This window comes from Klebsiella sp. 141240 (assembly GCF_050600805.1).
GTDB classification, from domain to species: Bacteria; Pseudomonadota; Gammaproteobacteria; order Enterobacterales; family Enterobacteriaceae; genus Klebsiella; species Klebsiella aerogenes.
Genome location: NZ_JAQIRK010000004.1, coordinates 204219 through 229383 on the forward strand (window position 1 = coordinate 204219; position 25165 = coordinate 229383).

At 53.5% G+C, this 25165-nt stretch carries 23 protein-coding genes and 1 other RNA gene; 14 read left to right on the top strand and 10 right to left on the bottom strand.

What is annotated here, in order from left to right; genetic code table 11:
* Window positions 1–48: 48 nt before the first annotated feature.
* Complete coding sequence (selO, locus tag PGQ95_RS09550) at window positions 49–1491, top strand: protein adenylyltransferase SelO (protein WP_430917844.1); 1443 nt, start codon at window positions 49–51, stop codon at window positions 1489–1491.
* 28 nt (window positions 1492–1519) lie between these two features.
* Here the strand turns inward: selO and hemP are convergent, their stop codons facing one another.
* The 3 genes from hemP to ppsR all read right to left on the bottom strand — a co-directional run bounded on the left by hemP (window position 1520) and on the right by ppsR (window position 3903).
* On the bottom strand, window positions 1520–1699 hold the full coding sequence (gene hemP, locus PGQ95_RS09555) for a hemin uptake protein HemP (protein WP_162750204.1): 180 nt from the start codon (window positions 1697–1699) through the stop codon (window positions 1520–1522).
* Window positions 1700–1868: 169 nt separating this feature from the next.
* Window positions 1869–2915 (bottom strand): 3-deoxy-7-phosphoheptulonate synthase AroH, encoded by a 1047-nt coding sequence (gene aroH, locus PGQ95_RS09560; RefSeq protein ID WP_047078818.1) that lies wholly within the window; start codon window positions 2913–2915, stop codon window positions 1869–1871.
* A 154-nt stretch (window positions 2916–3069) separates the two neighbouring features.
* Window positions 3070–3903 (bottom strand): posphoenolpyruvate synthetase regulatory kinase/phosphorylase PpsR, encoded by an 834-nt coding sequence (gene ppsR, locus PGQ95_RS09565; RefSeq protein WP_430917846.1) that lies wholly within the window; start codon window positions 3901–3903, stop codon window positions 3070–3072.
* Window positions 3904–4233: 330 nt separating this feature from the next.
* Between ppsR and ppsA the strand changes: the two genes are divergently transcribed.
* Window positions 4234–6612 (top strand): phosphoenolpyruvate synthase, encoded by a 2379-nt coding sequence (gene ppsA, locus PGQ95_RS09570; RefSeq protein WP_015367026.1) that lies wholly within the window; start codon window positions 4234–4236, stop codon window positions 6610–6612.
* Between the two features lie 83 nt (window positions 6613–6695).
* On the opposite strand, the gene rprA is transcribed toward ppsA, so the two are convergent.
* Both rprA and ydiK read right to left on the bottom strand, forming a co-directional pair.
* An RNA gene (rprA, locus tag PGQ95_RS09575) (antisense sRNA RprA) lies at window positions 6696–6803 on the bottom strand.
* Window positions 6804–6973: 170 nt separating this feature from the next.
* Window positions 6974–8098 carry an AI-2E family transporter YdiK gene (ydiK, locus tag PGQ95_RS09580; RefSeq protein WP_045396076.1) on the bottom strand — a complete coding sequence of 375 codons (1125 nt, stop codon included), beginning with the start codon at window positions 8096–8098 and terminating at the stop codon, window positions 6974–6976.
* A gap of 218 nt (window positions 8099–8316) precedes the next feature.
* Between ydiK and ydiJ the strand changes: the two genes are divergently transcribed.
* Both ydiJ and menI read left to right on the top strand, forming a co-directional pair.
* Window positions 8317–11373 carry a D-2-hydroxyglutarate dehydrogenase YdiJ gene (gene ydiJ, locus PGQ95_RS09585; protein WP_430917848.1) on the top strand — a complete coding sequence of 1019 codons (3057 nt, stop codon included), beginning with the start codon at window positions 8317–8319 and terminating at the stop codon, window positions 11371–11373.
* On the top strand, window positions 11370–11780 hold the full coding sequence (gene menI / locus PGQ95_RS09590; protein WP_316424583.1) for a 1,4-dihydroxy-2-naphthoyl-CoA hydrolase: 411 nt from the start codon (window positions 11370–11372) through the stop codon (window positions 11778–11780). Before ydiJ ends, menI begins: the two co-directional genes overlap by 4 nt.
* A gap of 37 nt (window positions 11781–11817) precedes the next feature.
* Here menI and PGQ95_RS09595 read toward each other — a convergent pair whose 3' ends face one another.
* Entirely contained in the window at window positions 11818–12006 is a 189-nt protein-coding gene (locus tag PGQ95_RS09595; protein ID WP_087857922.1) for a YegP family protein, read from the bottom strand.
* A 167-nt stretch (window positions 12007–12173) separates the two neighbouring features.
* On the opposite strand from PGQ95_RS09595, the gene PGQ95_RS09600 reads away from it, so the two are divergent.
* Entirely contained in the window at window positions 12174–12422 is a 249-nt protein-coding gene (locus tag PGQ95_RS09600) for a GlsB/YeaQ/YmgE family stress response membrane protein (RefSeq protein WP_087857921.1), read from the top strand.
* Window positions 12423–12908: 486 nt separating this feature from the next.
* Here the strand turns inward: PGQ95_RS09600 and PGQ95_RS09605 are convergent, their stop codons facing one another.
* On the bottom strand, window positions 12909–13505 hold the full coding sequence (locus PGQ95_RS09605) for a hypothetical protein (protein WP_430917851.1): 597 nt from the start codon (window positions 13503–13505) through the stop codon (window positions 12909–12911).
* Window positions 13506–13684: 179 nt separating this feature from the next.
* On the opposite strand from PGQ95_RS09605, the gene PGQ95_RS09610 reads away from it, so the two are divergent.
* Both PGQ95_RS09610 and PGQ95_RS09615 read left to right on the top strand, forming a co-directional pair.
* The gene (locus tag PGQ95_RS09610; RefSeq protein WP_213316748.1) at window positions 13685–14497 is read left to right on the top strand and encodes an MBL fold metallo-hydrolase; all 813 of its coding nucleotides are present in this window, start codon (window positions 13685–13687) and stop codon (window positions 14495–14497) included.
* Between the two features lie 229 nt (window positions 14498–14726).
* Window positions 14727–15740, top strand: a complete 1014-nt coding sequence (locus tag PGQ95_RS09615) for an acyltransferase family protein (protein WP_430917853.1) — start codon at window positions 14727–14729, stop codon at window positions 15738–15740.
* Between the two features lie 116 nt (window positions 15741–15856).
* Here the strand turns inward: PGQ95_RS09615 and PGQ95_RS09620 are convergent, their stop codons facing one another.
* Window positions 15857–15976 carry a small membrane protein gene (locus tag PGQ95_RS09620; protein ID WP_143115447.1) on the bottom strand — a complete coding sequence of 40 codons (120 nt, stop codon included), beginning with the start codon at window positions 15974–15976 and terminating at the stop codon, window positions 15857–15859.
* Window positions 15977–16530: 554 nt separating this feature from the next.
* Between PGQ95_RS09620 and sufA the strand changes: the two genes are divergently transcribed.
* The 7 genes from sufA to ldtE all read left to right on the top strand — a co-directional run bounded on the left by sufA (window position 16531) and on the right by ldtE (window position 23139).
* A complete protein-coding gene (gene sufA / locus PGQ95_RS09625; protein WP_063443660.1) occupies window positions 16531–16908 on the top strand; it encodes a Fe-S cluster assembly scaffold SufA in 378 nt (125 codons plus the stop codon).
* A 2-nt stretch (window positions 16909–16910) separates the two neighbouring features.
* Window positions 16911–18398 carry a Fe-S cluster assembly protein SufB gene (sufB, locus tag PGQ95_RS09630; RefSeq protein WP_113374145.1) on the top strand — a complete coding sequence of 496 codons (1488 nt, stop codon included), beginning with the start codon at window positions 16911–16913 and terminating at the stop codon, window positions 18396–18398.
* 16 nt (window positions 18399–18414) lie between these two features.
* Window positions 18415–19161, top strand: a complete 747-nt coding sequence (sufC, locus tag PGQ95_RS09635; RefSeq protein WP_047050190.1) for a Fe-S cluster assembly ATPase SufC — start codon at window positions 18415–18417, stop codon at window positions 19159–19161.
* Window positions 19136–20407 carry a Fe-S cluster assembly protein SufD gene (gene sufD / locus PGQ95_RS09640; protein ID WP_087857914.1) on the top strand — a complete coding sequence of 424 codons (1272 nt, stop codon included), beginning with the start codon at window positions 19136–19138 and terminating at the stop codon, window positions 20405–20407. Before sufC ends, sufD begins: the two co-directional genes overlap by 26 nt.
* A complete protein-coding gene (gene sufS, locus PGQ95_RS09645) occupies window positions 20404–21624 on the top strand; it encodes a cysteine desulfurase SufS (protein WP_087857913.1) in 1221 nt (406 codons plus the stop codon). The genes sufD and sufS overlap by 4 nt, the downstream gene beginning before the upstream one ends.
* Before the next feature lie 11 nt (window positions 21625–21635).
* Window positions 21636–22052, top strand: a complete 417-nt coding sequence (gene sufE, locus PGQ95_RS09650; RefSeq protein ID WP_087857912.1) for a cysteine desulfuration protein SufE — start codon at window positions 21636–21638, stop codon at window positions 22050–22052.
* A 100-nt stretch (window positions 22053–22152) separates the two neighbouring features.
* The gene (ldtE, locus tag PGQ95_RS09655; RefSeq protein WP_087857911.1) at window positions 22153–23139 is read left to right on the top strand and encodes a L,D-transpeptidase LdtE; all 987 of its coding nucleotides are present in this window, start codon (window positions 22153–22155) and stop codon (window positions 23137–23139) included.
* A 60-nt stretch (window positions 23140–23199) separates the two neighbouring features.
* Here the strand turns inward: ldtE and PGQ95_RS09660 are convergent, their stop codons facing one another.
* Window positions 23200–23436: a major outer membrane lipoprotein gene (locus tag PGQ95_RS09660; RefSeq protein ID WP_002908860.1), complete on the bottom strand. Its 237-nt coding sequence runs from the start codon at window positions 23434–23436 to the stop codon at window positions 23200–23202.
* A 311-nt stretch (window positions 23437–23747) separates the two neighbouring features.
* The gene (gene pykF / locus PGQ95_RS09665) at window positions 23748–25160 is read right to left on the bottom strand and encodes a pyruvate kinase PykF (RefSeq protein WP_047056319.1); all 1413 of its coding nucleotides are present in this window, start codon (window positions 25158–25160) and stop codon (window positions 23748–23750) included.
* Between the last annotated feature and the right edge of the window lie 5 nt (window positions 25161–25165).

The following is a 25165-nucleotide window of genomic DNA, read 5'->3' on the forward strand; positions in this document are numbered from 1 at the left end:
CCGTGTTAATACCCTGTTGAAGGCACTACACTGGCGGCAGGAGGAACCATGACCCTGTCTTTTACTACTCACTGGCGCGATCGGCTGCCGGGTTTTTACACTTCTCTGGCGCCCACGCCGCTGGAGAACGCGCGTCTCATCTGGCGCAACACCGCTCTGGCGCAAACGTTGGGCGTCCCGGAAACGTTATTCGAACCCGAGCGCGGAGCGGGCGTCTGGGGTGGCGAAGCGTTGCTGCCGGGGATGTCGCCGCTGGCGCAGGTCTATAGTGGCCATCAATTTGGCGCCTGGGCCGGTCAGCTTGGCGATGGGCGCGGCATTTTGCTTGGCGAGCAGCAGTTGCCGGATGGTCAACGTTTTGACTGGCATCTTAAAGGCGCTGGTCTGACGCCCTATTCGAGAATGGGCGATGGCCGGGCGGTACTGCGTTCAACTATCCGCGAAAGCCTTGCCAGCGAAGCAATGCATGCGCTTGGGATCCCAACCACCCGCGCGCTGGCGATGGTGACCAGCGACACGCCGGTTTACCGCGAACGCGAAGAACGCGGCACCATGCTGATGCGCATCGCCGAAAGTCACGTACGCTTTGGCCATTTCGAACATTTTTACTATCGTCGCGAAGCGGGAAAAGTGCAGCAGCTGGCCGATTATGTGATTGAACACCACTGGCCGCAGCTGCAGCAGGAGGCGGATAAGTATATTCTCTGGTTCCGTGACGTTGTCACGCGTACCGCGGAAATGATCGCCAGCTGGCAGACCGTTGGCTTTGCCCACGGGGTGATGAATACCGACAATATGTCGATTCTTGGCCTGACCATGGATTATGGTCCGTATGGCTTCCTCGATGATTTCCAGCCCGGTTTTATCTGTAACCACTCTGATTACCAGGGGCGCTACAGCTTTGATAACCAACCGGCTGTAGGGTTGTGGAACCTGCAGCGTCTGGCCCAGTCGCTCTCGCCGTTTATCAGCGCCGACGCGCTGAACGCGGCGCTGGATGACTATCAGCATGCCTTGTTGACCGCCTACGGCCGCCGCATGCGCGACAAACTCGGCTTCTATACTCAGCAAACCGGTGATAACACTCTGCTTGATGGACTGTTCAGCCTGATGGAGCGTGAAGGGAGTGACTACACTCGTACCTTCCGGATGCTGAGCCAAAGCGAGCAGCATAGCGCGGCATCGCCGCTGCGCGATGAGTTTATCGACCGCCCGGCGTTTGATAGCTGGTTTGCCGACTACCGGGCGCGGCTGCGCGATGAACAGATCGACGATAGCGAACGCCAGCAGCGGATGCAGGGCGTCAACCCGGCGGTGGTGCTACGCAACTGGCTGGCGCAGCGGGCAATAGAAAAAGCCGAAGATGGCGACATGCGCGAGCTGGAACGTCTGCATGAGGCCCTCGCGCAGCCGTTTGCCGATCGTTCAGATGATTATGGCAGCCGCCCGCCTGACTGGGGTAAACATCTGGAAGTCAGCTGCTCCAGCTAACCGTAAAGCCTCGCCATCGCGCGAGGTTTTATTTGGTCAAAATTAGCTTACCGGCGTGGGTCTGGCGCAGCAGATAGCGCTGGCCGTCATGTTCGATCACCACGCGGCCTTCCGCGCCCAACAGCGTCCGGCTGCTGATTTGGCGATCGCTGGCAATAGGATAGGGAGCATTGTCTTTCGTTTTCTCAGCTGTGGCAGTGTTATCCATACGCGTCATAGCACCAAAGTAAAAATAAAAGCAACAATGATAATCATTATCAGTAATGTTAATTTTCACGGCAAGCCTTTTTTGTCGTGGCTTACCATTTCAGGTAGCTATTGCGCAGAGGATGAACGGCGAGCGATGAATACCCGCCGCGAGCGCGGCGGGGGAAGGGTTACAGCCGTGTAGCGGTGGCAGCAGCCAGTTCGGCGAGCATTTTTTCGCTATCTTCCCAGCTCAGACACGGGTCGGTAATCGACTGGCCCCAGGTCAGCGGCTGACCGGGGATCACTTTTTGCGTCCCTTCGGCGAGGAAGCTCTCCGCCATAATCCCGGCAATGGCGGTAGATCCATCGCGGATCTGCTGGCAGATATTGGCGCACACTTCCAGTTGCCGGCGATGCTGCTTCTGACAGTTGCCGTGGCTGAAGTCGACGACCAGTTGCTCAGGGAGATCGAATTCCCGTAGCGCTTCACCGGCGGCGGCGATATCCGCTGCATGATAATTTGGCCGTTTACCGCCGCGCATAATGATATGGCCGTACGGGTTACCGCTGGTCTGGTAGATGGTCATCTGGCCCTGTTTATCCGGCGACAGGAACATATGGCTGGCGCGCGAAGCGCGTATCGCGTCGACCGCGATACGGGTGTTGCCGTCGGTACCGTTTTTAAAACCAACCGGGCAGGAGAGCGCCGAGGCCATCTCGCGGTGGATTTGACTTTCGGTGGTGCGCGCGCCGATGGCGCCCCAGCTAATCAGATCGGCAATAAACTGCCCGGTCACCATATCCAGGAATTCGGTGGCGGTGGGGATACCCAGCTCGTTGACCTGCAGCAGCAGACGACGCGCCAGTTCGATACCGTGGTTGACCCGGTAACTGCCGTTGAGGTCAGGGTCGGAAATGAGTCCTTTCCAGCCCACGACGGTGCGCGGTTTTTCGAAATAGGTGCGCATGACAATTTCCAGCTGCGGCTGGTAACGTTCGCGCATGCCCTGCAGGCGGCGCGCATATTCCAGCGCCGCTTCGGGGTCGTGAATGGAGCAGGGGCCGATAATCACCAGCAGGCGGCGGTCTTCGCCGTTGAGGATTTTTTCAATCCGCCGGCGGGAGGCGGAGACGTGGGCGGCAACCTCGGCCGACACGGGATGGCGCTGCGCCAGTTCCGCGGGCGTTACCAGGCTTTCAATGCGCGCGGTACGCAATTCGTCTGTTTTATTCATTGGGGTCTCAAAAATCTGTTTCTTCCGCGGCGAAAATGCCGGGAAGTGATGCGCATCACGATAAACCAATCCCTGCTTATTGCAAGAGCAGGGCATGATCCTGTATAGGCCACGAGCGATAGCATAAACAAATTTTCAATAATGTACTAGTGTATTAGTACATCCTGCGATTCAGCCCCATGATATCCATGATTTTGGTGGCAATTTCCTCTACCGAATAGTTGGTACTGTTGAGGCAGGGGATCTTGTTTTTGCGATACAGCGCTTCGACTTCGGTTACTTCCATACGGCACTGGCGCAGCGAGGCGTAACGGCTGTTTTCCCGGCGCTCTTCGCGGATTGCCGCCAGTCGCTCCGGGTTAATCGTCAGGCCGAACATCTTGTGCTGCAGCGGCTTTAACGAGGCCGGGAGAACCAGATTGTCCATATCGTCGGCGATAAAGGGGTAGTTAGCGGCGCGAATGCCATACTGCATTGCCAGATACAGGCTGGTCGGCGTTTTGCCGCAGCGCGATACGCCGAGCAGGATCACCTGCGCCTGATCGAGATTGCGCAGCGAAATGCCGTCGTCATGGGCGAGCGTGTAATCGATGGCGGCGATACGCGCATCGTATTTAATCAGGTTACCGGGGTTCAGGCCGTGGGTGCGGTGAGCCACCGGTGTGGGATCCAGATGTAACTCTTGCTGCAGCGGGGCCACCAGCGCCTGCACGATATCCTGACAAAAACCCTCGCTTTGCAAAATAATGTCGCGAATTTCGGGGATAACGATGGAATAGAAGACCAGCGGGCGGATGCCGGTTTGTTGATAAATGGCATCGATTTGTTCTTTTACCGCCCGGGCGCGGCTGACGTTTTCAACAAACGGCAACGTCACGCTACTGATGACCACCGGGAATTGCGACATTACCGCATGGCCTAAAACTTCCGCCGTAATAGCGGTACCGTCAGAAATATAAAATACGTGGCGATCTACAGCACTGTCCATTTTGACCATCCGGTATAATTATCTAAAAGCAGAGTAAATTTAAGCACAGAGCTTTAACCTTTGTCTCACTTTAAAAAATGAAACGCTATTTTTGTTTTTAATGAAATGGCAGGTTCAGTTTCGGGTTTTGCACACTATTTGTATCAAATATCAATAGAATCCATTTTAATCATATAGTTAGGGAATTCCGGAAAACAATCCTAAAAACAGAAAATTAATTTGCTTGAACGATTCACCGTTTTTTTCAGCGGCATAAATATGTCAGGATGAATACCGTAGTCGATCGTGTGTTTTCTATAATTTGTATTAAATCACAAAAGGATTGTCTCGATGTCCAACAATGGCTCGTCACCGCTGGTGCTTTGGTATAACCAACTCGGCATGAATGATGTAGACAGAGTTGGGGGCAAAAATGCCTCCCTTGGTGAAATGATTACTAACCTGTCCGGTATGGGTGTCTCCGTACCAAACGGGTTCGCCACCACCGCTGATGCTTTCGATCAGTTCCTGGACCAAAGCGGCGTTAACCAGCGCATTTATGCACTGCTGGATGAAACCGACATTGACGACGTTTCCGCATTAGCGAAAGCGGGCGCGCAGATCCGTCAATGGATCATCGACACCCCCTTCCAGAGCGAACTGGAAAACGCGATTCGCGAAGCTTATGACCTGCTGTCCGCCGATGACGCCGAGGCCTCGTTCGCCGTTCGCTCTTCGGCGACGGCGGAAGATATGCCGGATGCTTCCTTCGCCGGCCAGCAAGAGACATTCCTCAACGTGCAGGGCTTTGACGCCGTGCTCGTTGCCGTGAAGCACGTCTTTGCTTCACTGTTTAACGATCGCGCGATCTCCTATCGCGTGCATCAGGGTTACGATCACCGCGGCGTGGCGCTATCCGCCGGGGTGCAGAGGATGGTGCGCTCCGACCTGGCCTCCTCCGGCGTGATGTTCTCCATCGATACCGAGTCCGGTTTCGACCAGGTGGTGTTTATCACCTCGGCGTGGGGGCTCGGTGAGATGGTGGTGCAGGGCGCGGTGAACCCGGACGAATTTTACGTTCATAAACCGACCCTGGCGGCTAACCGCCCAGCTATCGTGCGCCGTACCATGGGGTCGAAAAAAATCCGCATGGTTTACGCGCCGACTCAGGAACACGGCAAGCAGGTGCGCATCGAAGATGTGCCGCAGGCGCAGCGCGATGTTTTCTCGTTAACCAACGAGGAAGTGGAAGAGTTGGCGAAGCAGGCGGTGCAGATCGAGAAGCACTACGGTCGCCCGATGGATATCGAGTGGGCGAAAGATGGCCATACCGGTAAGCTGTTTATCGTCCAGGCGCGCCCGGAAACGGTTCGTTCGCGCGGTCAGGTGATGGAGCGTTATACGCTGCATGCCCAGGGGCAGATCATTGCCGAAGGTCGAGCTATCGGCCACCGTATCGGCGCCGGCCCGGTTAAGGTTATCCACGATATCAGTGAGATGAACCGCATCGAGCCTGGCGACGTGCTGGTCACCGATATGACCGACCCGGATTGGGAACCGATCATGAAGAAAGCCTCGGCGATCGTCACCAACCGCGGCGGACGTACCTGCCACGCGGCGATTATCGCCCGCGAGCTGGGGATCCCTGCGGTGGTCGGCTGCGGCGATGCAACCGATCGCATCCAGGAAAACCAGAACGTCACCGTCTCCTGCGCCGAAGGCGACACCGGCTACGTCTACGCAGAGCTACTGGACTTCAGCGTGAAGAGCTCCAGCGTCGGCGAGATGCCGAACCTGCCGCTGAAGGTGATGATGAACGTCGGCAACCCGGATCGCGCCTTTGACTTCGCCTGCCTGCCGAATGAAGGCGTGGGCCTGGCGCGGCTGGAATTCATCATCAACCGCATGATTGGCGTTCACCCGCGCGCGCTGCTGGAATTTGACGACCAGGAGCCGGGCCTGCAGAACGAAATCCGCGAGCTGATGAAAGGTTACGATTCGCCGAGAGAGTTCTACGTTGGCCGCCTGACCGAAGGGATCGCTACCCTTGGCGCCGCCTTCTATCCGAAACGCGTCATCGTGCGTCTTTCGGACTTTAAATCTAACGAATACGCTAACCTGGTGGGCGGCGAGCGTTACGAGCCGGAAGAAGAGAACCCGATGCTCGGCTTCCGCGGCGCCGGACGCTACGTTTCGGAAAGCTTCCGCGATTGCTTCGCGCTGGAGTGTGAAGCGATGAAACGCGTGCGTAACGACATGGGCCTGACCAACGTGGAAGTGATGGTGCCGTTCGTTCGTACCGTCGCGCAGGCGAAAGCGGTGGTTGAAGAGCTGGAACGTCAGGGGCTCAAGCGCGGCGAGAACGGGCTGAAGATCATCATGATGTGCGAAATCCCGTCGAACGCGCTGCTGGCGGAGCAGTTCCTCGAGTATTTCGATGGCTTCTCGATCGGTTCGAACGACATGACGCAGCTGGCGCTGGGTCTCGATCGCGACTCCGGCGTTGTGTCTGAGCTGTTTGATGAACGCAACGACGCGGTGAAAGCGCTGCTGTCGATGGCCATCCGCGCGGCGAAAAAACAGGGCAAATATGTGGGCATCTGCGGCCAGGGGCCGTCCGACCACGAAGACTTTGCCGCCTGGCTGATGGAAGAGGGGATCGATAGCCTGTCCCTGAACCCGGATACCGTGGTGCAAACCTGGTTAGGTCTGGCTGAACTGAATAAATAAGTTCAACGCGGATAGCCCAATCCCTGGCAGAAATGCCGGGGATTTTTTTTGCCTTCAGCAACGTTGCGTTTTTTGATTTTGACGTAAAAAAAAGCCCATCGTGGGAGATGGGCAAAGACTACACACAGCAATTCGTTGTTTCACTCAGGGGATTTCCATGCTTATAAATCAATATCTTGATCTATAACCGTGGGCTAATAGTAGGCATCAGGGCTGTTGACGTCGATCGGATTCTTCTCAATAGTTAAATCAGTGTGAAGAATATGAGGGGTAAATATCGAGCTGGAACATGAATATGCCGGAAGTGGCGGGGGATTGATAAATTTAGCTTAAGTTTAAGGCGGGTTTCCCCGCCTTTCTGTTACTTTTCGCTTTTGTTATGGCTGGCATTAAGCTCGGCGAGCTCCGCCAGAACCAGATCCGGGTCCAGCGGCGGCGGCGGTACTTCTTGCACCCAGGCGTCGTAAAGGCGCCAGGAGACGGCCAGCAGCACCGGACCGATAAACAGGCCAATCATGCCGAAAGCGATCAGGCCGCCGATAACGCCGGAGAGGATCAGAATCATCGGCAGGTCGGCTCCCATGCGAATCAGCACCGGGCGAATCACGTTATCCATCGTACCCACCACGCAGCTCCATACCAGCAGCACCGTGCCCCAGGTCGTATCGCCGGTCCAGTACAGCCAGATAATCGACGGCACCAGCACGATAAGCGGCCCCAGCTGTACCAGACAGGTGAAAATCATCACCACGGTCAACAGCGCGGCGTAAGGTACGCCGCTTATCGCCAGCCCGATACCGCCAAGAACCGCCTGCGCCAGCGCGGTGACAACCACGCCCAGCGCCACGGCGCGTACCGCCTGTCCGGCTAGGACCACCGCAGCATCGCCACGCTTTGAGGCCAGACGGGTCGCGAAGTAGCGGAAACCATAGGCGACCCGCTCGCCGCGCCAGTAAAGCAGGGCGCTGAACAATAGCATCAGTCCGCAGTAAACCAGCAGTTTACCAATATGCGCAGCCTGGCCGACAAACCAGGTGGTGGTGGCGCCGATATAAGGGCGGACCTTGGCCATAATCGCCGCGCCGCCCATCTCCAGCAGGCTATGCCAGGCGGAATAGAGTTTATCGCCGATCAGCGGAATCGAGTTCAGCCAGGCGAAATCCGGCAGCGTTACCTGGCCGGTACTGACGATTTTAATCAGCGGGGCGCTATTATCGACCAGGCTATTCACCAGTAAGGCAATGGGAATGACGAATAGTAAAAACAGCAGTAGCGTCATCACCAGCACCGCCAGCGCGCGTTTGCCGAACAGCAGCTTTTGCAAACGAAGCAGCACCGGCCAGGTGGCGATGACCACGGTACCGGCCCAGGCGAAGGAGAGAATAAATGGTTGCACAACCCACAGGCAGGAAATAATTATCAGGGACAAAAACAGCACCGACAGCAGAATTTGCGGTATGTCCCGGGGCTGATGTTGGTTAATCATAGAGAAAATTTACCTTTCCAGTCGCGTCTCAATGCTGACGCAGCGTAATTCCATGTACAGATAATAATATCAATAATTTCGCGCGCCTGATTTTGCCCGTAAATCTCGTGGGCGGATATGAAAAAAATGTGATAAAAAGTTGAGTGCGCCACGCAAACGTTTAATTTGCGCATTATTACATCATCTAAACACAACATATTCAGGCAGGGTCAAGCGTCATGATCCCACAGATTTCTCAAGCGCCGGGCGTCGTTCAACTGGTGCTGAATTTTTTGCAGGTACTGGAGCAACAAGGTTTCACCGGCGATACCGCCACCAGCTATGCCGACCGGCTCACTATGGCGACCGATAACAGTGTCTATCAGCTGTTGCCGGACGCCATTCTGTTTCCCCGTTCCACCGCAGACGTCGCTTTACTGGCGCGACTGGCGGCGGAACCGCGCTTTAAATCGCTGATTTTTACCCCTCGCGGCGGTGGTACCGGCACCAATGGTCAAGCGCTGAATGCGGGGATCATCGTTGATATGTCGCGCTATATGAACCGTATTATCGAAATCAATCCTGAAGAGGGTTGGGTACGGGTCGAAGCCGGGGTAATCAAAGACCAGCTTAACCAGTTTCTTAAGCCCTACGGCTATTTCTTCGCCCCAGAGCTGTCGACCAGTAACCGCGCGACGCTCGGCGGAATGATCAATACCGATGCCTCCGGACAGGGGTCATTGGTTTACGGTAAAACCTCCGATCATGTGCTCGGGGTGCGATCGGTACTCATGGGCGGCGATATCCTTGATACTTTACCAATTCCCGCCGCGCTGGCGGAAACGCTGGGGCGCGAGCAGTCAGCGATTGGCCGCATCTACCGTACCGTCTATCAGCGCTGCAAAGCGCAGCGTCAGCTGATCATCGATAAATTCCCGAAACTGAACCGCTTCCTGACCGGCTACGATTTGCGTCATGTGTTCAATGATGAGATGAGCGAGTTCGACCTGACGCGCATTCTGACCGGCTCCGAAGGCACGCTGGCATTTATCACCGAAGCGCGGCTCGATATTACGCGTCTGCCGAAGGTGCGCCGCTTGGTTAACGTCAAGTATGACTCCTTTGATTCGGCGCTGCGTAACGCGCCTTTCATGGTTGAAGCGAAGGCGCTGTCGGTGGAGACCGTCGACTCGAAGGTACTTAATCTGGCGCGAGAAGATATCGTCTGGCACTCGGTAAGCGAATTGATCGCCGATGTGCCGGATAAAGAGATGCTGGGGCTCAATATCGTTGAGTTTGCCGGTGATGATGCTGAATTAATAGACGGTCAGGTTTCCACCCTGTGTCAGCGTCTTGATGAGCTCATGTCGCAGGGCGCCGCAGGAGTGATTGGCTGGCAGGTCTGTCATGAACTGGATGGCGTCGAGCGCATCTATGCCATGCGTAAAAAGGCGGTTGGTCTGCTGGGCAACGCCAAAGGCGCCGCTAAACCGATTCCTTTCGCTGAAGATACCTGCGTGCCGCCTGAGCATCTGGCGGATTACATCACCGAGTTTCGCGCTTTACTCGACGGACATGGCCTGAGCTACGGCATGTTTGGACACGTCGATGCCGGCGTGCTGCACGTTCGTCCGGCGTTAGACATGTGCGACCCGCAGCAGGAGGTGCTGATGAAGCAGATCTCCGATGAGGTGGTGGCGTTGACGGCCAAATATGGCGGCCTGCTGTGGGGCGAACACGGTAAAGGGTTCCGCGCCGAGTACAGTCCGGCCTTTTTTGGCGAGGAGTTATATAGCGAACTGCGTAAAGTGAAAGCGGCATTTGATCCGGATAACCGATTGAATCCTGGGAAAATTTGCCCACCGGAAGGCGTCGATGCGCCGATGATGAAAGTCGATGCGGTGAAACGCGGCACCTACGATCGCCAAATTCCCATTGCCGTGCGTAGCGCCTGGCGCGGCGCGATGGAGTGTAATGGTAACGGTCTGTGCTTTAACTTCGATGTAAAAAGCCCGATGTGTCCATCAATGAAGGTCAGCAATCAGCGCATCCATTCGCCGAAAGGCCGCGCGACGCTGGTGCGTGAATGGTTACGCCTGCTGGCCGACCGTGGTATCGATCCGAACAAACTGGAGCAAGAGCTTCCGGAAAAAGGCGTGAGCCTGCGCGCCCTGATCGAGCGTACCCGCAATAGCTGGCATGCGCGTAAAGGCGAATATGATTTCTCGCATGAAGTGAAAGAGGCGATGTCTGGCTGCCTGGCCTGTAAGGCCTGTTCAACCCAGTGTCCGATTAAGATCGACGTGCCGGAATTCCGTTCCCGCTTCCTGCAGCTATATCACAGCCGCTACCTACGACCGGTACGTGATCATCTGGTGGCGACGGTCGAGTCCTACGCGCCGCTGATGGCCCAGGCGCCGAAAACATTCAACTTCTTTATCAATCAGCCGTGGATGCGCAAGCTGTCGGAAAAACATATCGGCATGGTCGATCTGCCGCTGCTCTCCGTACCGTCGCTCAAACAGCAGCTGGCAGGCCACCGCTCCGCCAATACCACGCTTGAGGAGCTGGAAGCAATGAGCGTCGACCAGCGTGCGAAGAGGGTGCTGGTGGTACAGGATCCGTTTACCAGCTACTACGAAGCGCAGGTGGTAGCTGACTTTGTCCGCCTGATTGAAAAAGTTGGCTATCAGCCGGTGCTGTTGCCGTTCTCGCCGAACGGTAAAGCGCAGCATATCAAGGGGTTCCTGACGCGCTTTGCGCGTACCGCGCAGAAAACCGCTGATTTTCTCAACCGCGTAGCGCGGCTGGATATACCGATGGTTGGCGTCGACCCGGCGCTGGTGCTTTGCTATCGCGATGAATATAACCAGACGCTGGGCGAGAAACGCGGCGATTTTCGCGTGATGCTGGCGCATGAGTGGCTGACCCAGGCGATAGCGCCATCGGCCGGCCAGGACAACAGCGGCGAACCCTGGTATCTGTTTGGTCACTGTACAGAAGTGACGGCGCTACCGGCCGCGCCCAAACAGTGGGCGGAAATATTTGCCCGTTTTGGGGCGAAAATGGAGTACATCAGTACGGGTTGCTGCGGTATGGCCGGTACCTATGGTCATGAAGTGAAAAACCATGCCAACTCGCTGGCGATTTACGCGCTTTCCTGGCAGCAGGCGATGGCGCGTTTACCGCGCAGCCGCTGTCTGGCTACCGGTTATTCCTGCCGAAGCCAGGTGAAGCGTATCGAAGGTAGCGGAGTGCGTCACCCGCTGCAGGCTCTGCTGGAGATTATCGGATGATTTGGAAACGTCAGGCTTCGCTAGCGCAGCTTAACGCGATGGGCGAGGGGAACATGGTGGGTCTGCTGGATATTCAGTTTGTGGCCATCAACGATAACGCCATTGAAGCAACAATGCCGGTTGATCACCGTACGCATCAGCCATTTGGCCTGCTCCACGGCGGCGCATCGGTGGTTCTTGCGGAAACGCTGGGTTCGGTTGCGGGCTATTTGTGTACCGAAGGGGAACAGAAAGTGGTCGGCCTGGAAGTGAATGCCAACCATATTCGTTCAGTGCGCAGTGGGCGGGTGCGTGGGGTTTGTACCGCGCTGCATGTAGGGTCGCGCCATCAGGTGTGGCAAATTGATATCACCGATGAGCAGGGGCGCCTGTGTTGCTCATCACGGCTGACCACCGCGGTGGTGTAACAGTATTTCAGGGGATGCATTAGCATCCCCTGATTGTTTATTGCGTGTCGTCCTTGATGACATCGCTGGCGCCGTTTTTCTGCACCGAGGCGATACCCTTTTTCGCCGCATCTTTCGATGAGTACATCTCGCTGGTGGCGATGGTCTCGTGGTTATCGGCCTTCAGCAGAAAATACCACGGCTGCGAGACGTTCTTATCAGACTTTTTCAGTACGTAATATCCCATTTCTCACTCCTTCGGCGTTGACGAGCACTGAATAATCTGTAGACCATGGCTAACGCTACGGCAAGCAATCATCCAATAAATATATATTTGTTAAATCATTCGTTGTAATTATGCTACTATTTTAATTACGAATTACATTCACGGTAACAAAGAGGACGGAGTTAACCATGGGTATCATTTCCTGGATCATTTTTGGTTTGATCGCTGGTATTTTGGCTAAGTGGATTATGCCGGGCAAAGACGGCGGTGGATTTATTGTCACCGTGATCCTCGGTATTATCGGTGCGGTAGTTGGTGGCTGGATCAGTACCTTATTCGGCTTTGGCAAAGTTGACGGTTTTAACTTCGGTAGCTTTGTCGTGGCGGTAATTGGCGCACTTGTTGTGCTGTTTATCTACCGTAAAGTGAGGAGTTAATACGCCACGCGTACATTGACTCTGAGAAAGTAAGCCGCCGTGAACCACGGCGGTTTTTTTATGCCTGCGACACAAAAAAAGCCCGCAGGATACCCGCGGGCGAACCCATTTTGGCAAATTTTTTCGGCTGCCTCCTGACAAAGGGCGTATACACCGTTTTGCCGGATGGTAAGGCGCAGCCTGACCGCTTCCCGGCTGGAGAAGCAGTGAGGTAATTTTATGTCCAATTCAGGGGGAAAATAAGCTGACAAAAACAGTAGGGGCCGCGCTTATTCCAGCAACACGCTCATCACCAATAGCACAACCATGCACATCGACATAATACTGATATCAATCATCCTGTACGACACTCGCTCCCAAAACAATAGCCCGGCCTTGCACCGGTAAGTATTCACAAAGGAGAGGAATTGTACATGAGTAAACGCTGTCTTAACCAACCCTGCTTTTAAGAATTAACCGATCACATCACAAAACGTGAACGTTCTATTACTCGTCAGCAGCACCGATTGGCACTTTGGCGAAAATCTGTAGTCGGGCTTCGGATGCGTAAAATGGAATCAGCAGAAAAGCGAAACCTGCGCCACCGGTTGCATACTGCACTGCCAGGTCGGCGCTGTGGGTGATAAATATTTGATGTCCACCCCAGCTACAGCCCACGCTCATATCCGGCGTACAGTTTTTCCATTTACTCAGTAACTCGCCACTTTTCGTCAGGTATAAGTACTTCGTATCCGAACCCGATGGCGGCGTCGCGGATTCGGCTAACAAGATGAACGTTTGAGTGCTTACTACTTTCCCTTGCCCGTCTAACGATGAGGCTTGTAGCGTTGCGGTGGGGTAATTGAAGCGTAATTCAATGCTTGCGGCATTTTTGTCACTGACGTAAAAAACCTGCGTTAAATTATCCGCCCCCCAATATTTTCCACCGCTGGATTGCAGCGGTTTTATCTTAAATCGGTATACGTTCCGCTTGCGTATATCCTGGCGCTGGGAGTATTCGGCATTGTATTGCGCGCTTTGCGGCGCGTTAACCGAGCAGCCGGTAAGTAACCCCATTAATAGTAATGCTGAAAATTTACGCACTCTTTTTCCCGTCCATTATTCATATACTGCTGACGGTCGATTATGCCCGTTATGACAAACGATAAAAAATACAGAACGCTACCAAACCCGGTAGGTCGTTGCATCTCGCACTATCTGACATATGCTTAAAATAAGCATGTGCCATGCTTGTTATCAGATGCTGGGATAGAGGGGAAGATATGACGATTACGCTGTGCAAAGCTTGTGGTACCTCCTATGAATTTAGCGGAGGCCCTGCGCAACATTGCCCGATATGTGAAGACGAGCGTCAATTTGTTCCTGTGGGCGGGCAGCAGTGGATTGCGTTAAATAAGCTCACCGCATCGCATAACAATAAATGGCAGCAGCATAACAGTGGGCTTTTTAGCATTCGCACCATCCCCAGTTTTGCCATTAATCAGCGCGCATTTCTGCTGCGTACGCCGCAGGGCAATATTCTGTGGGACTGTATCGCCAACCTCGATGAGGCGACCAAAACGCTGGTTTCCGCGCTAGGTGGGCTGAAGGCTATCGCCATCTCGCATCCGCATTATTACAGCTGTATGCAGGATTGGGCGGCGGAATTCAAGGCGCCAATCTATCTGCATGGGGATGACCGGCAGTGGATCATGCGTGATAGCCCGTGGATCAGCTTATGGGAGGGCGAAACTCTACAACTGACCGCTGGCGTCAGCTTGATTCGTCTGGGCGGGCACTTCGCCGGCGGCAGTGTGCTTCACTGGGCACAGGATGACGGTCTGTTATTATCCGGCGATATAGTCCAGGTGGCGCCCGGAGCTAACGCCGTTTCTTTCATGTGGAGCTACCCCAATATGCTGCCGCTGCCGGCTGCTACCGTGAGTGATATCATTCGACGTCTCGACGAGCTGAAGTTTAGCCAAATCTACGGCGCGTTTGAAGGACGGGAGATTTTGGTTAATGCACAAGAAATCGTACGTCAATCGGGGAAAAAGTATGTGGCATGTTTGGCCCGAAATGGCGCCGATCTTTAATATTAAATCTTAACGTCATGGAAATCTATGCCTTAGAGATAGATATGTGCTGAAATTCGGTCCTTTTGGCCTAATTGGAATGGAAAAATAAACAACACTTATTAACCACTACATTTATATAGGTATATAATGAGGGGTTATTGAGGTTTTTAATGTTCAATGAATTCTTACGATATAAATAAGCTCTCAATTAGGAATTTACTTAACGACATAAAAAACAAAATGCCATATGAATAACTGCTTTGCTTATTTTAATTTCAGTTATCTTAAGGTGGCATTTATCGTGGTTAGGGAAAGAGATTTATCATTTGATAGCGTAAAAGGGGTGCTGATTATCCTTGTGATTATTGGGCATATTCTACCCGGTAGTGATAGCGAAGGAGTCAGAGGACTCATTTATTATTTTCACATGCCTCTATTTTTGGCAGTTACAGGTTATTTTATTAAAACTAAAGCTCTTGAGGTTAAATGGTCAGAGTTATTAAATCGCTATAAGTTCAGGATGATATTACCATACGTGGTGGCTTTTATAGTTTATACTTTGTGCCACTGTCTGTTTTCTATTGGTATAGAGAACTTGGAATTAAAAGATGTAATATGGCTAATACTTCACCCTTATTATCATTTATGGTATATACCTGCTGTGTTAATATTTATTGCGTATACTAAAATCATCAAGGGTAATATCATAGCTATTTATATCATTTTTGCTTTATCGTCAATAATATCAATTCTTTGGCACGGGGCCGATAACTTAGTTGATAATTTATTCCCATCGGTTAAATACCTTGGAGATAAGAGGTTTTATAACTATTACTCTTTCTTCTTACTAGGCTATATTATTGGAAGCATTAATGTAACTGTTAAATGGTATATATCAGTAATAATATGTCTGCTGATGGTGTTTATTAACAGGATGGTTGCTTTTTCACCAAGCATGGAGGCGGTAAATTGGTATATTTTCAATGTGTTCTTGATTTTTTTTGTTATCGCACTTTGTCAGCATAAATACTTCCTTGTAAACCGGTTTTTGGTTAGTCTCGGTCAGACCTCGTTACCAGTTTATCTTTGGCACGTTGGTGGTATTTTTATCGCTGGAGAAATAATGAATGATTCAGGTGTTGCGTACTATGTAATGGCATTATTTTTTGTGCTTATGCTTATATGGATCTCAATCAGTCAGCGGGGCAAGTATCCCCTGTTGAATAAATATTTTTATGGAGAACCATCAAAAGCGAAGTGAGGAAGTTAAGCGAATAGTGCATCCCTTTTTATGTCAATATGCCCCTGTCATGGGGCATAACTGTTTTTTATGCAGGGTGACAATTTGATACAAATGAAGAAATATTATCTAGAGTATCAATATTTTTTTTTGAAAGTGTCTTTTTGTTTTTTCTGATCCTTTATATAGGAAATGAAAACAGCAATAGCAAGTAGCAAAAGAATTATCACAATAATAACGAAAAATAAATTTTCCATTTGAGATATCCTCAGGAATGAAGATCGGTAATTTTATTGTTATGAGGAAGAATCTACATCTACACCAGGAAAAATCCTAGTGAAAAACACACTTCAGATAACAAAAAGTATAACTGAATGATGGTTGTTAATTGAGGTGGCATATAATTCCGAAATCCAGCGGCAGAAGCGCTATTTTCTATAGCTAATTACTATTATTTTTCACTTTGATGACATCCTGATGGCGCAAGCGATGCTAATCCTGGCGCTGGCAAGGAAGCTGCCTGTTGCTACCACATAGACGGGTCATTTGCCTATCTAATAAATAGGTATTTTCGATACATCTTTTTTCATTGCCGCTTTGCCTAAGTCTTTTCCCTGATAATTTATTATTTATCATTGAGTTAGATGAAGAAAATGCTGCCTGATAACCCCTCTGCCAGGGTCTATGCTTATAGAAAAGCCCAGGAATGGGCGAAATGGACGAATACCCCTGCTATGGCAGGGTTGAAGTGATAATCATTATCACTAACATGAGGGTATGGCCCGATAGCGGCAATCGATGAGGTAGAGCGATGGAACTACAAACAAACACCTTTAATCCCGACGATTTCAACTGGCAGGGGCTCACGATGACCCCCGCTGCGGCGGCCCATATCCGCGAACTGATGCATAAACAGCCGGATAAGCAGGGGCTGCGTCTGGGAATCAAAACCAGCGGTTGCGCCGGTTTTGGCTACGTGCTGGAAATGATTGCCGAACCGGCGGACGACGACCTGCTGTTTGAGCGCGACGGCGCGAAGCTGTTTGCGCCGCTGCAGGCGATGCCGTTCATTGACGGTACCGAACTGGATTATGTTCGCGAAGGTTTAAATGAAATATTCAAATTTCATAACCCGAAAGCGCAGCACGAATGCGGCTGCGGCGAAAGCTTCGGGGTGCAGGCGGAGTAACTATGTCTCGAAATACTGAAGCAACTGACGATGTCAAAAGCTGGACCGGCGGCCCGCTCAACTATAAAGAAGGCTTTTTTACCCAGCTACAAACCGATGAGCTGGCCAAAGGCATCAACGAAGAGGTGGTGCGCGCGATCTCCGCTCGTCGTAATGAACCGGAGTGGATGCTCGAATTTCGTCTCAACGCCTTTAGGGCGTGGCAGGAGATGGAAGAACCGCACTGGCTGAAAGCGCATTACGATAAGCTCAATTATCAGGATTACAGCTACTACTCGGCGCCATCCTGCGGCAACTGCGACGATACCTGTGCCTCCGAACCCGGCGCGGTGCAGCAAACCGGGGCGAACACTTTCCTGACTAATGAAGTCGAGGAAGCCTTTAACCTGCTCGGCGTACCGGTACGCGAAGGCAAAGAAGTCGCGGTGGACGCTATTTTCGACTCGGTATCGGTGGCGACCACCTATCGCGAGAAGCTGGCGGAGCAGGGGATCATCTTCTGCTCCTTTGGCGAAGCGATTCACGATCATCCGGAACTGGTGAAAAAGTACCTCGGCACCGTAGTGCCGGGCAACGACAACTTTTTCGCCGCGCTGAACGCCGCGGTCGCTTCCGATGGCACCTTTATCTACGTGCCGAAAGGCGTGCGTTGTCCGATGGAGCTGTCGACCTATTTCCGCATCAACGCCGAGAAGACCGGCCAGTTTGAACGTACGATTCTGGTCGCCGACGAGGGTAGCTACGTGAGCTATATCGAAGGCTGCTCGGCACCGGTCCGCGACAGCTACCAGCTGCATGCGGCGGTGGTTGAAGTCATCATTCATAAAGATGCGGAAGTGAAGTACTCCACCGTGCAGAACTGGTTCCCCGGCGACAACAATACCGGCGGTATCCTTAATTTCGTCACCAAGCGCGCGCTGTGCGAAGGCGAAAACAGCAAGATGTCGTGGACCCAATCGGAAACCGGCTCAGCCATTACCTGGAAATACCCGAGCTGTATTCTGCGCGGCGATAACTCGATCGGCGAATTCTTCTCGGTGGCGCTGACAAGCGGCCATCAGCAGGCGGATACCGGGACCAAAATGATTCATATCGGCAAGAACACCCGTTCGACCATTATCTCGAAAGGGATCTCCGCCGGCCACAGCCAGAATAGCTATCGCGGGCTGGTCAAAATTATGCCGACCGCGACGAACGCCCGGAACTTCACCCAGTGCGATTCGATGCTGATCGGCCCGGACTGCGGGGCGCATACCTTCCCGTACGTCGAATGCCGCAATAACAGCGCCCAGTTGGAACACGAAGCCACCACCTCGCGGATTGGTGAAGACCAGCTGTTCTACTGCCTGCAGCGGGGTATTAGCGAAGATGACGCGATCTCGATGATCGTCAATGGATTCTGTAAGGACGTGTTCTCAGAATTGCCGCTGGAGTTCGCCGTCGAAGCGCAAAAATTGCTGGCTATTAGCCTTGAACATAGCGTCGGCTGATAATTAAGGAAAAAAGATGTTAAGTATTAAAGATTTGCAAGTCGCCGTTGAAGACAAAGAGATCCTGCGCGGACTGAACCTTGAGGTACGCCCCGGTGAAGTCCACGCGATCATGGGCCCTAACGGCTCAGGGAAAAGTACGCTCTCGGCGACGCTCGCCGGACGGGAGGATTACGAAGTCACCGGCGGCAGCGTCGAGTTTAAGGGAAAAGACCTGCTCGAACTCGCCCCGGAGGATCGCGCCGGGGAGGGCATTTTTATGGCTTTCCAGTATCCGGTGGAAATCCCCGGCGTCAGTAATCAGTTTTTCCTGCAAACCGCGCTCAACGCCGTACGCGGCTATCGCGGCCTGGAGGCGCTGGATCGTTTCGATTTCCAGGATTTAATGGAAGAGAAGATCAAACTGCTGAAGATGCCGGAAGATCTGCTGACCCGTTCGGTGAACGTTGGTTTCTCTGGCGGCGAGAAAAAACGCAACGATATTCTGCAAATGGCGGTGCTTGAGCCTGAGCTGTGTATTCTGGATGAATCGGATTCCGGACTGGATATTGATGCCCTGAAGATTGTTTCGGAGGGGGTTAACTCGCTGCGTGACGGTAAACGCGCCTTTATTATCGTCACCCACTATCAGCGTATCCTTGATTACATCAAACCGGATTATGTCCACGTGCTGTATCAGGGGCGAATCGTCAAGTCGGGCGATTTCACTCTGGTTAAACAACTGGAGGAGCAGGGCTATGGCTGGCTTAGCGAACAGCAGTAACGCGCTGCAGCAGTGGCATCATCTGTTTGAAGCTCACGGCGAAGAACGCACGCCGCAGGCCAATCAGCATCTGCAACAGCTGTTGCGTCTGGGGTTGCCGACGCGCAAACATGAAAACTGGAAATACACCCCGCTGGAGACGCTGCTAAGCGGCACATTTGTTGCGAGTCCGGCGACGCTCAACGTGGCGCAGCGCGACGCGCTGGCGCTCAACCTCGATGCCTGGCGGATGGTGTTTATCGACGGCCGCTTCAGCCCGGCGCTCAGCGACGATCTCACCGCTAGCGGTTTTGACGTTAGCGTTGATAACCAGCGCCAGCATTTGCCGGATGCGGTACAGCCGGAAGTGTTTCTTCATCTCACGGAAAGCCTGGCGCAGACGGTGACCCGCATCGGCGTAAAGCGCAATCAGCGTCCGGAGAAACCGCTGTTGCTGATGCATATTACCAGCGGACTGGCAGGCGACGAGCTTAATACCGCTCACTATCGCCATCATCTGGCGTTGGAGAGCGGGGCGCAGGCGACCATCATCGAACACTATATTAGCCTTGACGAGCAGCGGCATTTCACCGGCGGACGCCTGACGATGTCTGTCGCCGACAACGCCCATCTGCAGCATATTAAGCTGGCGTTTGAAAATGGGCAAAGCTACCACTTTGCCCATAACGATCTGCTGCTTGGCCGCGATGCGTCGGCCTTCAGCAGCAGCTTCCTGCTGGGCGGCGCGGTGTTACGACACCATACCAGCACCCGTCTGGCTGGTGAAAACAGCAATCTGCGCATTAACTCGCTGGCGATGCCGGTGAAAAATGAGGTCTGCGACAGCCGTACCTGGCTCGATCATCGCGTTGGCTACTGCAACAGCCGTCAACTCCACAAAACCATCGTCAGCGATAAGGGGCGGGCGGTGTTTAATGGCCTGATTAACGTCGCTAAACACGCGCTGAAAACCGATGGTCAGATGACCAATAACAATCTGTTGTTGGGAAGGCTGGCGGAAGTCGATACCAAACCGCAGCTGGAAATTTACGCCGACGACGTCAAATGCAGCCACGGCGCCACCGTCGGACGTATTGATGACGAACAGCTGTTTTATCTGCGCTCGCGTGGTATCGATCAACAGGCGGCGCAGCAGATGATCCTTTACGCCTTCGCCGCCGAGCTTACTGAAGCCATTAGCGATGATGCGCTGAAACAACAGGTGCTGGCGCGTATTGGCAAGCGCCTGCCGGGAGGAGATGCATGACATTTTCAGTGGAACGCCTGCGCGCCGATTTCCCGGTGCTGAGCCGCGAGGTTAATGGTCAGCCGCTGGTCTATCTCGATAGCGCCGCCAGCGCGCAGAAACCGGAAGCGGTGATTAACGCAGAAGCCGAGTTTTACCGCCACGGTTACGCTGCCGTCCATCGTGGTATCCACACGCTGAGCGCCGAAGCGACGGCGCGGATGGAGCAGGTACGTCAGCAGGCGGCCGTTTTTCTTAATGCCCGTTCGCCGGAAGAGCTGGTATTCGTACGGGGTACCACCGAAGGCATCAACCTGGTAGCCAATAGCTGGGGCGGGGCTAACGTCGGGGCCGGCGATAATATTATCATCAGCGAAATGGAACACCACGCCAATATCGTGCCGTGGCAGATGCTCTGCGCCCGCGTCGGCGCCGAGCTAAGAGTGATCCCGCTCAACCAGGACGGTACTTTACAACTCGATGTTATTCCCGGTCTATTTGACGACCGCACCCGGCTGCTGGCGATAACCCAGGTGTCGAACGTACTGGGGACAGAAAACCCGCTATCGGCGCTGATCCCGCTGGCGCATCAGCATGGGGCGAAGGTGCTGGTGGATGGCGCGCAGGCGGTGATGCATCACCCGGTGGATGTGCAGGCGCTGGATTGCGATTTTTACGTCTTCTCGGCGCATAAGCTGTACGGGCCGACCGGTATCGGCGTGCTGTACGCCAAAGAATCGTTGTTACAGGAGATGCCGCCGTGGGAAGGCGGTGGGTCGATGATTGCCACCGTCAGCCTGAAGGAGGGCACCACCTGGGCGAAAGCGCCGTGGCGCTTTGAAGCCGGCACGCCGAATACCGGTGGAATTATTGGCCTCGGCGCCGCGTTGGACTACGTCAGCCAGATTGGGCTTGAGCAGATCGGCGAATATGAGCAGACGCTGATGCGCTATGCCCTGCAGGAGCTGAAAAAGGTGCCGGATTTGACGCTTTACGGCCCGCAACATCGGTTGGGCGTCATCGCTTTTAACCTCGGGAAACATCATGCCTACGATGTCGGCAGTTTTCTTGATAACTACGGCATAGCGGTGCGCACCGGTCACCACTGCGCGATGCCGCTGATGGCGTTCTATCAGGTGCCGGCGATGTGCCGGGCGTCGCTGGCGATGTACAATACGATGGAAGAGGTGGATCGGCTTGTGGCCGGGCTGCAGCGGATCCACAAATTACTGGGTTAAAGGACGCGAATATGGCGGCATTACCAGACAAAGACAAATTGCTGCGCAACTTTTCTCGCTGCGCTAACTGGGAAGAGAAGTATCTCTACATCATTGAACTCGGCCAGCGCCTGGCGCCGCTCAGCGCGGAAGAACACATCGTGCAGAACATTATTCAGGGCTGCCAAAGCCAGGTGTGGATTGTGATGGAGCAGGAGCCATCCGGCGTGATTACCCTACGCGGCGATAGCGATGCGGCCATCGTCAAAGGGCTGATTGCGGTGGTATTCATCCTTTACGACCGCATGACCGCGCAGGATATTAGTGAATTCGATGTGCGCCCGTGGTTTGATAAAATGGCGTTGACGCAGCATCTTACCCCCTCCCGCTCGCAGGGCCTTGAAGCGATGATCCGCGCAATTCGCGCGAAAGCCGCAAATCTTAGCTAGAATAAACAGGTAGATTTCATTCTGTTACGTGCGACGAAGGCGAACGCTTTCGTCGCCGCGCAGATCCTGGCGTTTTATCAGCGAAAGAAGGAATCTCAGTATGAAACGCGCGTCTCTCATCACGATGACCCTTCTCGCAGCTCTGAGCGCGCAGCACGGCGCCTGGGCTGTCGATTATCCACTTCCCCCTGCCAACAGCCGTTTGATTGGCCAAAACCAATACTGGACGGTACAGGAAGGGGATCGCAACCTGCAGGCTATCGCCCGCCACTTCGACACGGCGGCGATGCTGATTCTTGAAGCCAACGATACGATTGCGCCGGTGCAGCCGAAGCCGGGCACACGGGTCTTAATCCCATCGCAGATGCTGCTGCCGGATGTCCCGCGTGAAGGCATTGTCGTCAACCTGGCCGAGCTCCGGCTGTACTATTTCCCGCCGGGGCAAAATCAGGTGCAGGTTTATCCGCTCGGCATTGGCCAGTTAGGGCTGGAAACGCCGGAGATGACCACCCGCGTCGGGCAGAAAATCCCTAACCCGACCTGGACGCCGACTGCCGGTATTCGCGCGCGCTCGCTTGAGAAGGGTATTAAGCTGCCGCCGGTGATCCCCGCCGGGCCCAATAACCCATTAGGCCGCTACGCGCTGCGACTGGCCTACGGTAACGGCGAGTATCTGATCCACGGTACCAACGCGCCTGATAGCGTCGGGCTACGGGTGAGTTCCGGCTGTATGCGAATGAACGCTGACGACATCAAGGCGCTGTTCAGCCAGGTCCGCGCGGGCACGCCGGTACGGATTATCAATCAGCCGGTGAAGTTTGCGGTAGAACCCGATGGTAAACGCTATGTAGAGGTCCACAGGCCGCTTTCGCAAACTGAAGGGGAAAATACCCGGACAATCTCTTACACGCTTCCTGCCGCGTTTCAGGCCTTTTCTGACGATAAAGCGGTGGATGACCTGCAGCTGAAAAAAGCGCTGTCGCGAAGAGCGGGATATCCGGTGGTGGTTTCTGAAGGGGCGGGCAGCGCGACGACCGAGCTGTCAGCGCAGAATAGCCAGCAGAATGACACTAAACTGACGCAGTAGGGTAAAACAACAGGCAAAAAAAATGGCGCACAATGTGCGCCATTTTTATTACCAGAACTCTTACTTACGGTAAGAGTGAGCCTGGTTGTCCAGACGCTGGTTAGCGCGAGCTGCGTCGTCTTTAGCAGCCTGAACGTCAGAACGCATTGCGTTCACGTCGTTGCTCAGCTGGTCAACTTTAGCGTTCAGAGTCTGAACGTCAGAAGACAGCTGATCGATTTTAGCATTGCTGGAGCAACCAGCCAGCAGAGTAGAACCCAGGATTACCGCGCCCAGTACCAGTTTAGTACGATTCATTATTAATACCCTCTAGATTGAGTTAATCTCCATGTAGCGTTACAAGTATTACACAAACTTTTTTGGGATGAGAATATTTTTTTTATCCGAATGCACTTATTTTTGATCGTTCGCTCAAAGAAGCATCGAATTCGTCGATTTGGTTTAAAAAGCGCTGTGAAAACAGAAGGCTTCCATCGGATTCATCTTAGATAATCTCTTATTAAATAGTAAAATCCGATTTGCATTTTTATTAAGAACAGCTAGGGAATGAATAAAAAAAAGCGCCCCAGAGGAGCGCTTTAAAAAAAGATAAAATAACCTGTAAATTATTACAGCACGTGCACGGAGGCTGTGTTGGTGGTGCCGCTTGGAACCAGCGCGCCAGAAACCATCACAACCACGTCGCCTTTACGCGCCAGGCCGCTCTGCAGCGCCAGCTCTTTACCCAGGTGGTAGAAGTCATCAGTAGAGGCGATCTCTTTCACCAGCTGCGGTACCACGCCTTTGCTCAGGACTAACTGGCGAGCGGTGGTTTCGTTGGTGGTCAACGCAAGGATAGTGGCGTCCGGGAAGTATTTACGCACGGCGCGTGCGGATTTACCGCCCTGGGTGGCGACGACAATCAGCGGCGCTTCCAGTTTCTCAGCGGTTTCAACTGCGCCGCGGCAAACCGCTTCGGTAATGCGCAGTTTGCGGTTGTCGTTGTTGTAATCCAGGCGGCTGGTCATCACGCGGTCGGTACGCTCGCAGATGGTCGCCATAATGGTAACGGCTTCCAGCGGGTATTTACCTTTCGCGGATTCGCCGGACAGCATTACGGCGTCGGTGCCGTCGAGGATGGCGTTAGCGACGTCGCCTGCTTCAGCGCGGGTCGGACGCGGGTTTTTGATCATGGAATCCAGCATCTGGGTCGCGGTAATAACGACTTTGCGCGCGCGGATACATTTTTCGATGATCATCTTCTGCGCGAAGATAACTTCTTCTACCGGGATTTCAACGCCCATATCGCCACGAGCAACCATGATGCCGTCAGACGCTTCGAGGATTTCGTCGAAGTTGTTCAGGCCTTCCTGGTTTTCGATTTTGGAGATGATCTGGATGTTTTCGCCGCCGTGCGCCTTCAGGTGCTCGCGGATTTCAACCACGTCAGAACGTTTACGGATAAAGGAAGCGGCTACGAAATCAACGCCTTGCTCACAACCGAAGATCAGGTCCTGCTTGTCTTTTTCAGCCAGCGCCGGCAGAGCGATAGAAACGCCCGGCAGGTTAACGCCTTTGTTCTCGCCGAGGTCGCCGTTGTTCAGCACTTTACAGATAACTTTGTTACCTTCGATCGCGGTCACTTCCATACCGATCAGACCATCGTCGACCAGTACGGTGTTGCCGACGCTCAGGTCGGTGGTGAAGCCTTCGTAGGTCACCGCAACGATTTCATTGTTGCCGATTACGGATTTATCAGTGGTGAAGGTAAAGGTCTGGCCCGCTTTCAGGGAGACGTCGTTGCCGCCTTCCAGCTTGATGGTGCGGATTTCCGGCCCTTTGGTGTCCAGCAGGATTGCGGCTTTCTTACCGGTTTTGTTCATCACATTGCGCAGGTTCTGGATGCGCTGACCGTGTTCCGCATAGTCGCCGTGAGAGAAGTTCAGACGCATGACGTTCATGCCCGCGTCCAGCATTTTGGTCAACATCTCTTCGGATTCGGTTTTCGGACCGATGGTGCAAACAATTTTGGTCTTTTTCATGACAG

Bases quoted from the DNA above. Each gene is read 5' to 3' on its own strand.
- selO (WP_430917844.1), top strand. From the start codon at position 49: ATGACCCTGTCTTTTACTACTCACTGGCGCGATCGGCTGCCGGGTTTT.
- hemP (WP_162750204.1), bottom strand. From the start codon at position 1,699: ATGGATAACACTGCCACAGCTGAGAAAACGAAAGACAATGCTCCCTAT.
- aroH (WP_047078818.1), bottom strand. From the start codon at position 2,915: ATGAATAAAACAGACGAATTGCGTACCGCGCGCATTGAAAGCCTGGTA.
- ppsR (WP_430917846.1), bottom strand. From the start codon at position 3,903: ATGGACAGTGCTGTAGATCGCCACGTATTTTATATTTCTGACGGTACC.
- ppsA (WP_015367026.1), top strand. From the start codon at position 4,234: ATGTCCAACAATGGCTCGTCACCGCTGGTGCTTTGGTATAACCAACTC.
- ydiK (WP_045396076.1), bottom strand. From the start codon at position 8,098: ATGATTAACCAACATCAGCCCCGGGACATACCGCAAATTCTGCTGTCG.
- ydiJ (WP_430917848.1), top strand. From the start codon at position 8,317: ATGATCCCACAGATTTCTCAAGCGCCGGGCGTCGTTCAACTGGTGCTG.
- menI (WP_316424583.1), top strand. From the start codon at position 11,370: ATGATTTGGAAACGTCAGGCTTCGCTAGCGCAGCTTAACGCGATGGGC.
- PGQ95_RS09595 (WP_087857922.1), bottom strand. From the start codon at position 12,006: ATGGGATATTACGTACTGAAAAAGTCTGATAAGAACGTCTCGCAGCCG.
- PGQ95_RS09600 (WP_087857921.1), top strand. From the start codon at position 12,174: ATGGGTATCATTTCCTGGATCATTTTTGGTTTGATCGCTGGTATTTTG.
- PGQ95_RS09610 (WP_213316748.1), top strand. From the start codon at position 13,685: ATGACGATTACGCTGTGCAAAGCTTGTGGTACCTCCTATGAATTTAGC.
- PGQ95_RS09615 (WP_430917853.1), top strand. From the start codon at position 14,727: ATGAATAACTGCTTTGCTTATTTTAATTTCAGTTATCTTAAGGTGGCA.
- PGQ95_RS09620 (WP_143115447.1), bottom strand. From the start codon at position 15,976: ATGGAAAATTTATTTTTCGTTATTATTGTGATAATTCTTTTGCTACTT.
- sufA (WP_063443660.1), top strand. From the start codon at position 16,531: ATGGAACTACAAACAAACACCTTTAATCCCGACGATTTCAACTGGCAG.
- sufB (WP_113374145.1), top strand. From the start codon at position 16,911: ATGTCTCGAAATACTGAAGCAACTGACGATGTCAAAAGCTGGACCGGC.
- sufC (WP_047050190.1), top strand. From the start codon at position 18,415: ATGTTAAGTATTAAAGATTTGCAAGTCGCCGTTGAAGACAAAGAGATC.
- sufD (WP_087857914.1), top strand. From the start codon at position 19,136: ATGGCTGGCTTAGCGAACAGCAGTAACGCGCTGCAGCAGTGGCATCAT.
- sufS (WP_087857913.1), top strand. From the start codon at position 20,404: ATGACATTTTCAGTGGAACGCCTGCGCGCCGATTTCCCGGTGCTGAGC.
- sufE (WP_087857912.1), top strand. From the start codon at position 21,636: ATGGCGGCATTACCAGACAAAGACAAATTGCTGCGCAACTTTTCTCGC.
- ldtE (WP_087857911.1), top strand. From the start codon at position 22,153: ATGAAACGCGCGTCTCTCATCACGATGACCCTTCTCGCAGCTCTGAGC.
- PGQ95_RS09660 (WP_002908860.1), bottom strand. From the start codon at position 23,436: ATGAATCGTACTAAACTGGTACTGGGCGCGGTAATCCTGGGTTCTACT.
- pykF (WP_047056319.1), bottom strand. From the start codon at position 25,160: ATGAAAAAGACCAAAATTGTTTGCACCATCGGTCCGAAAACCGAATCC.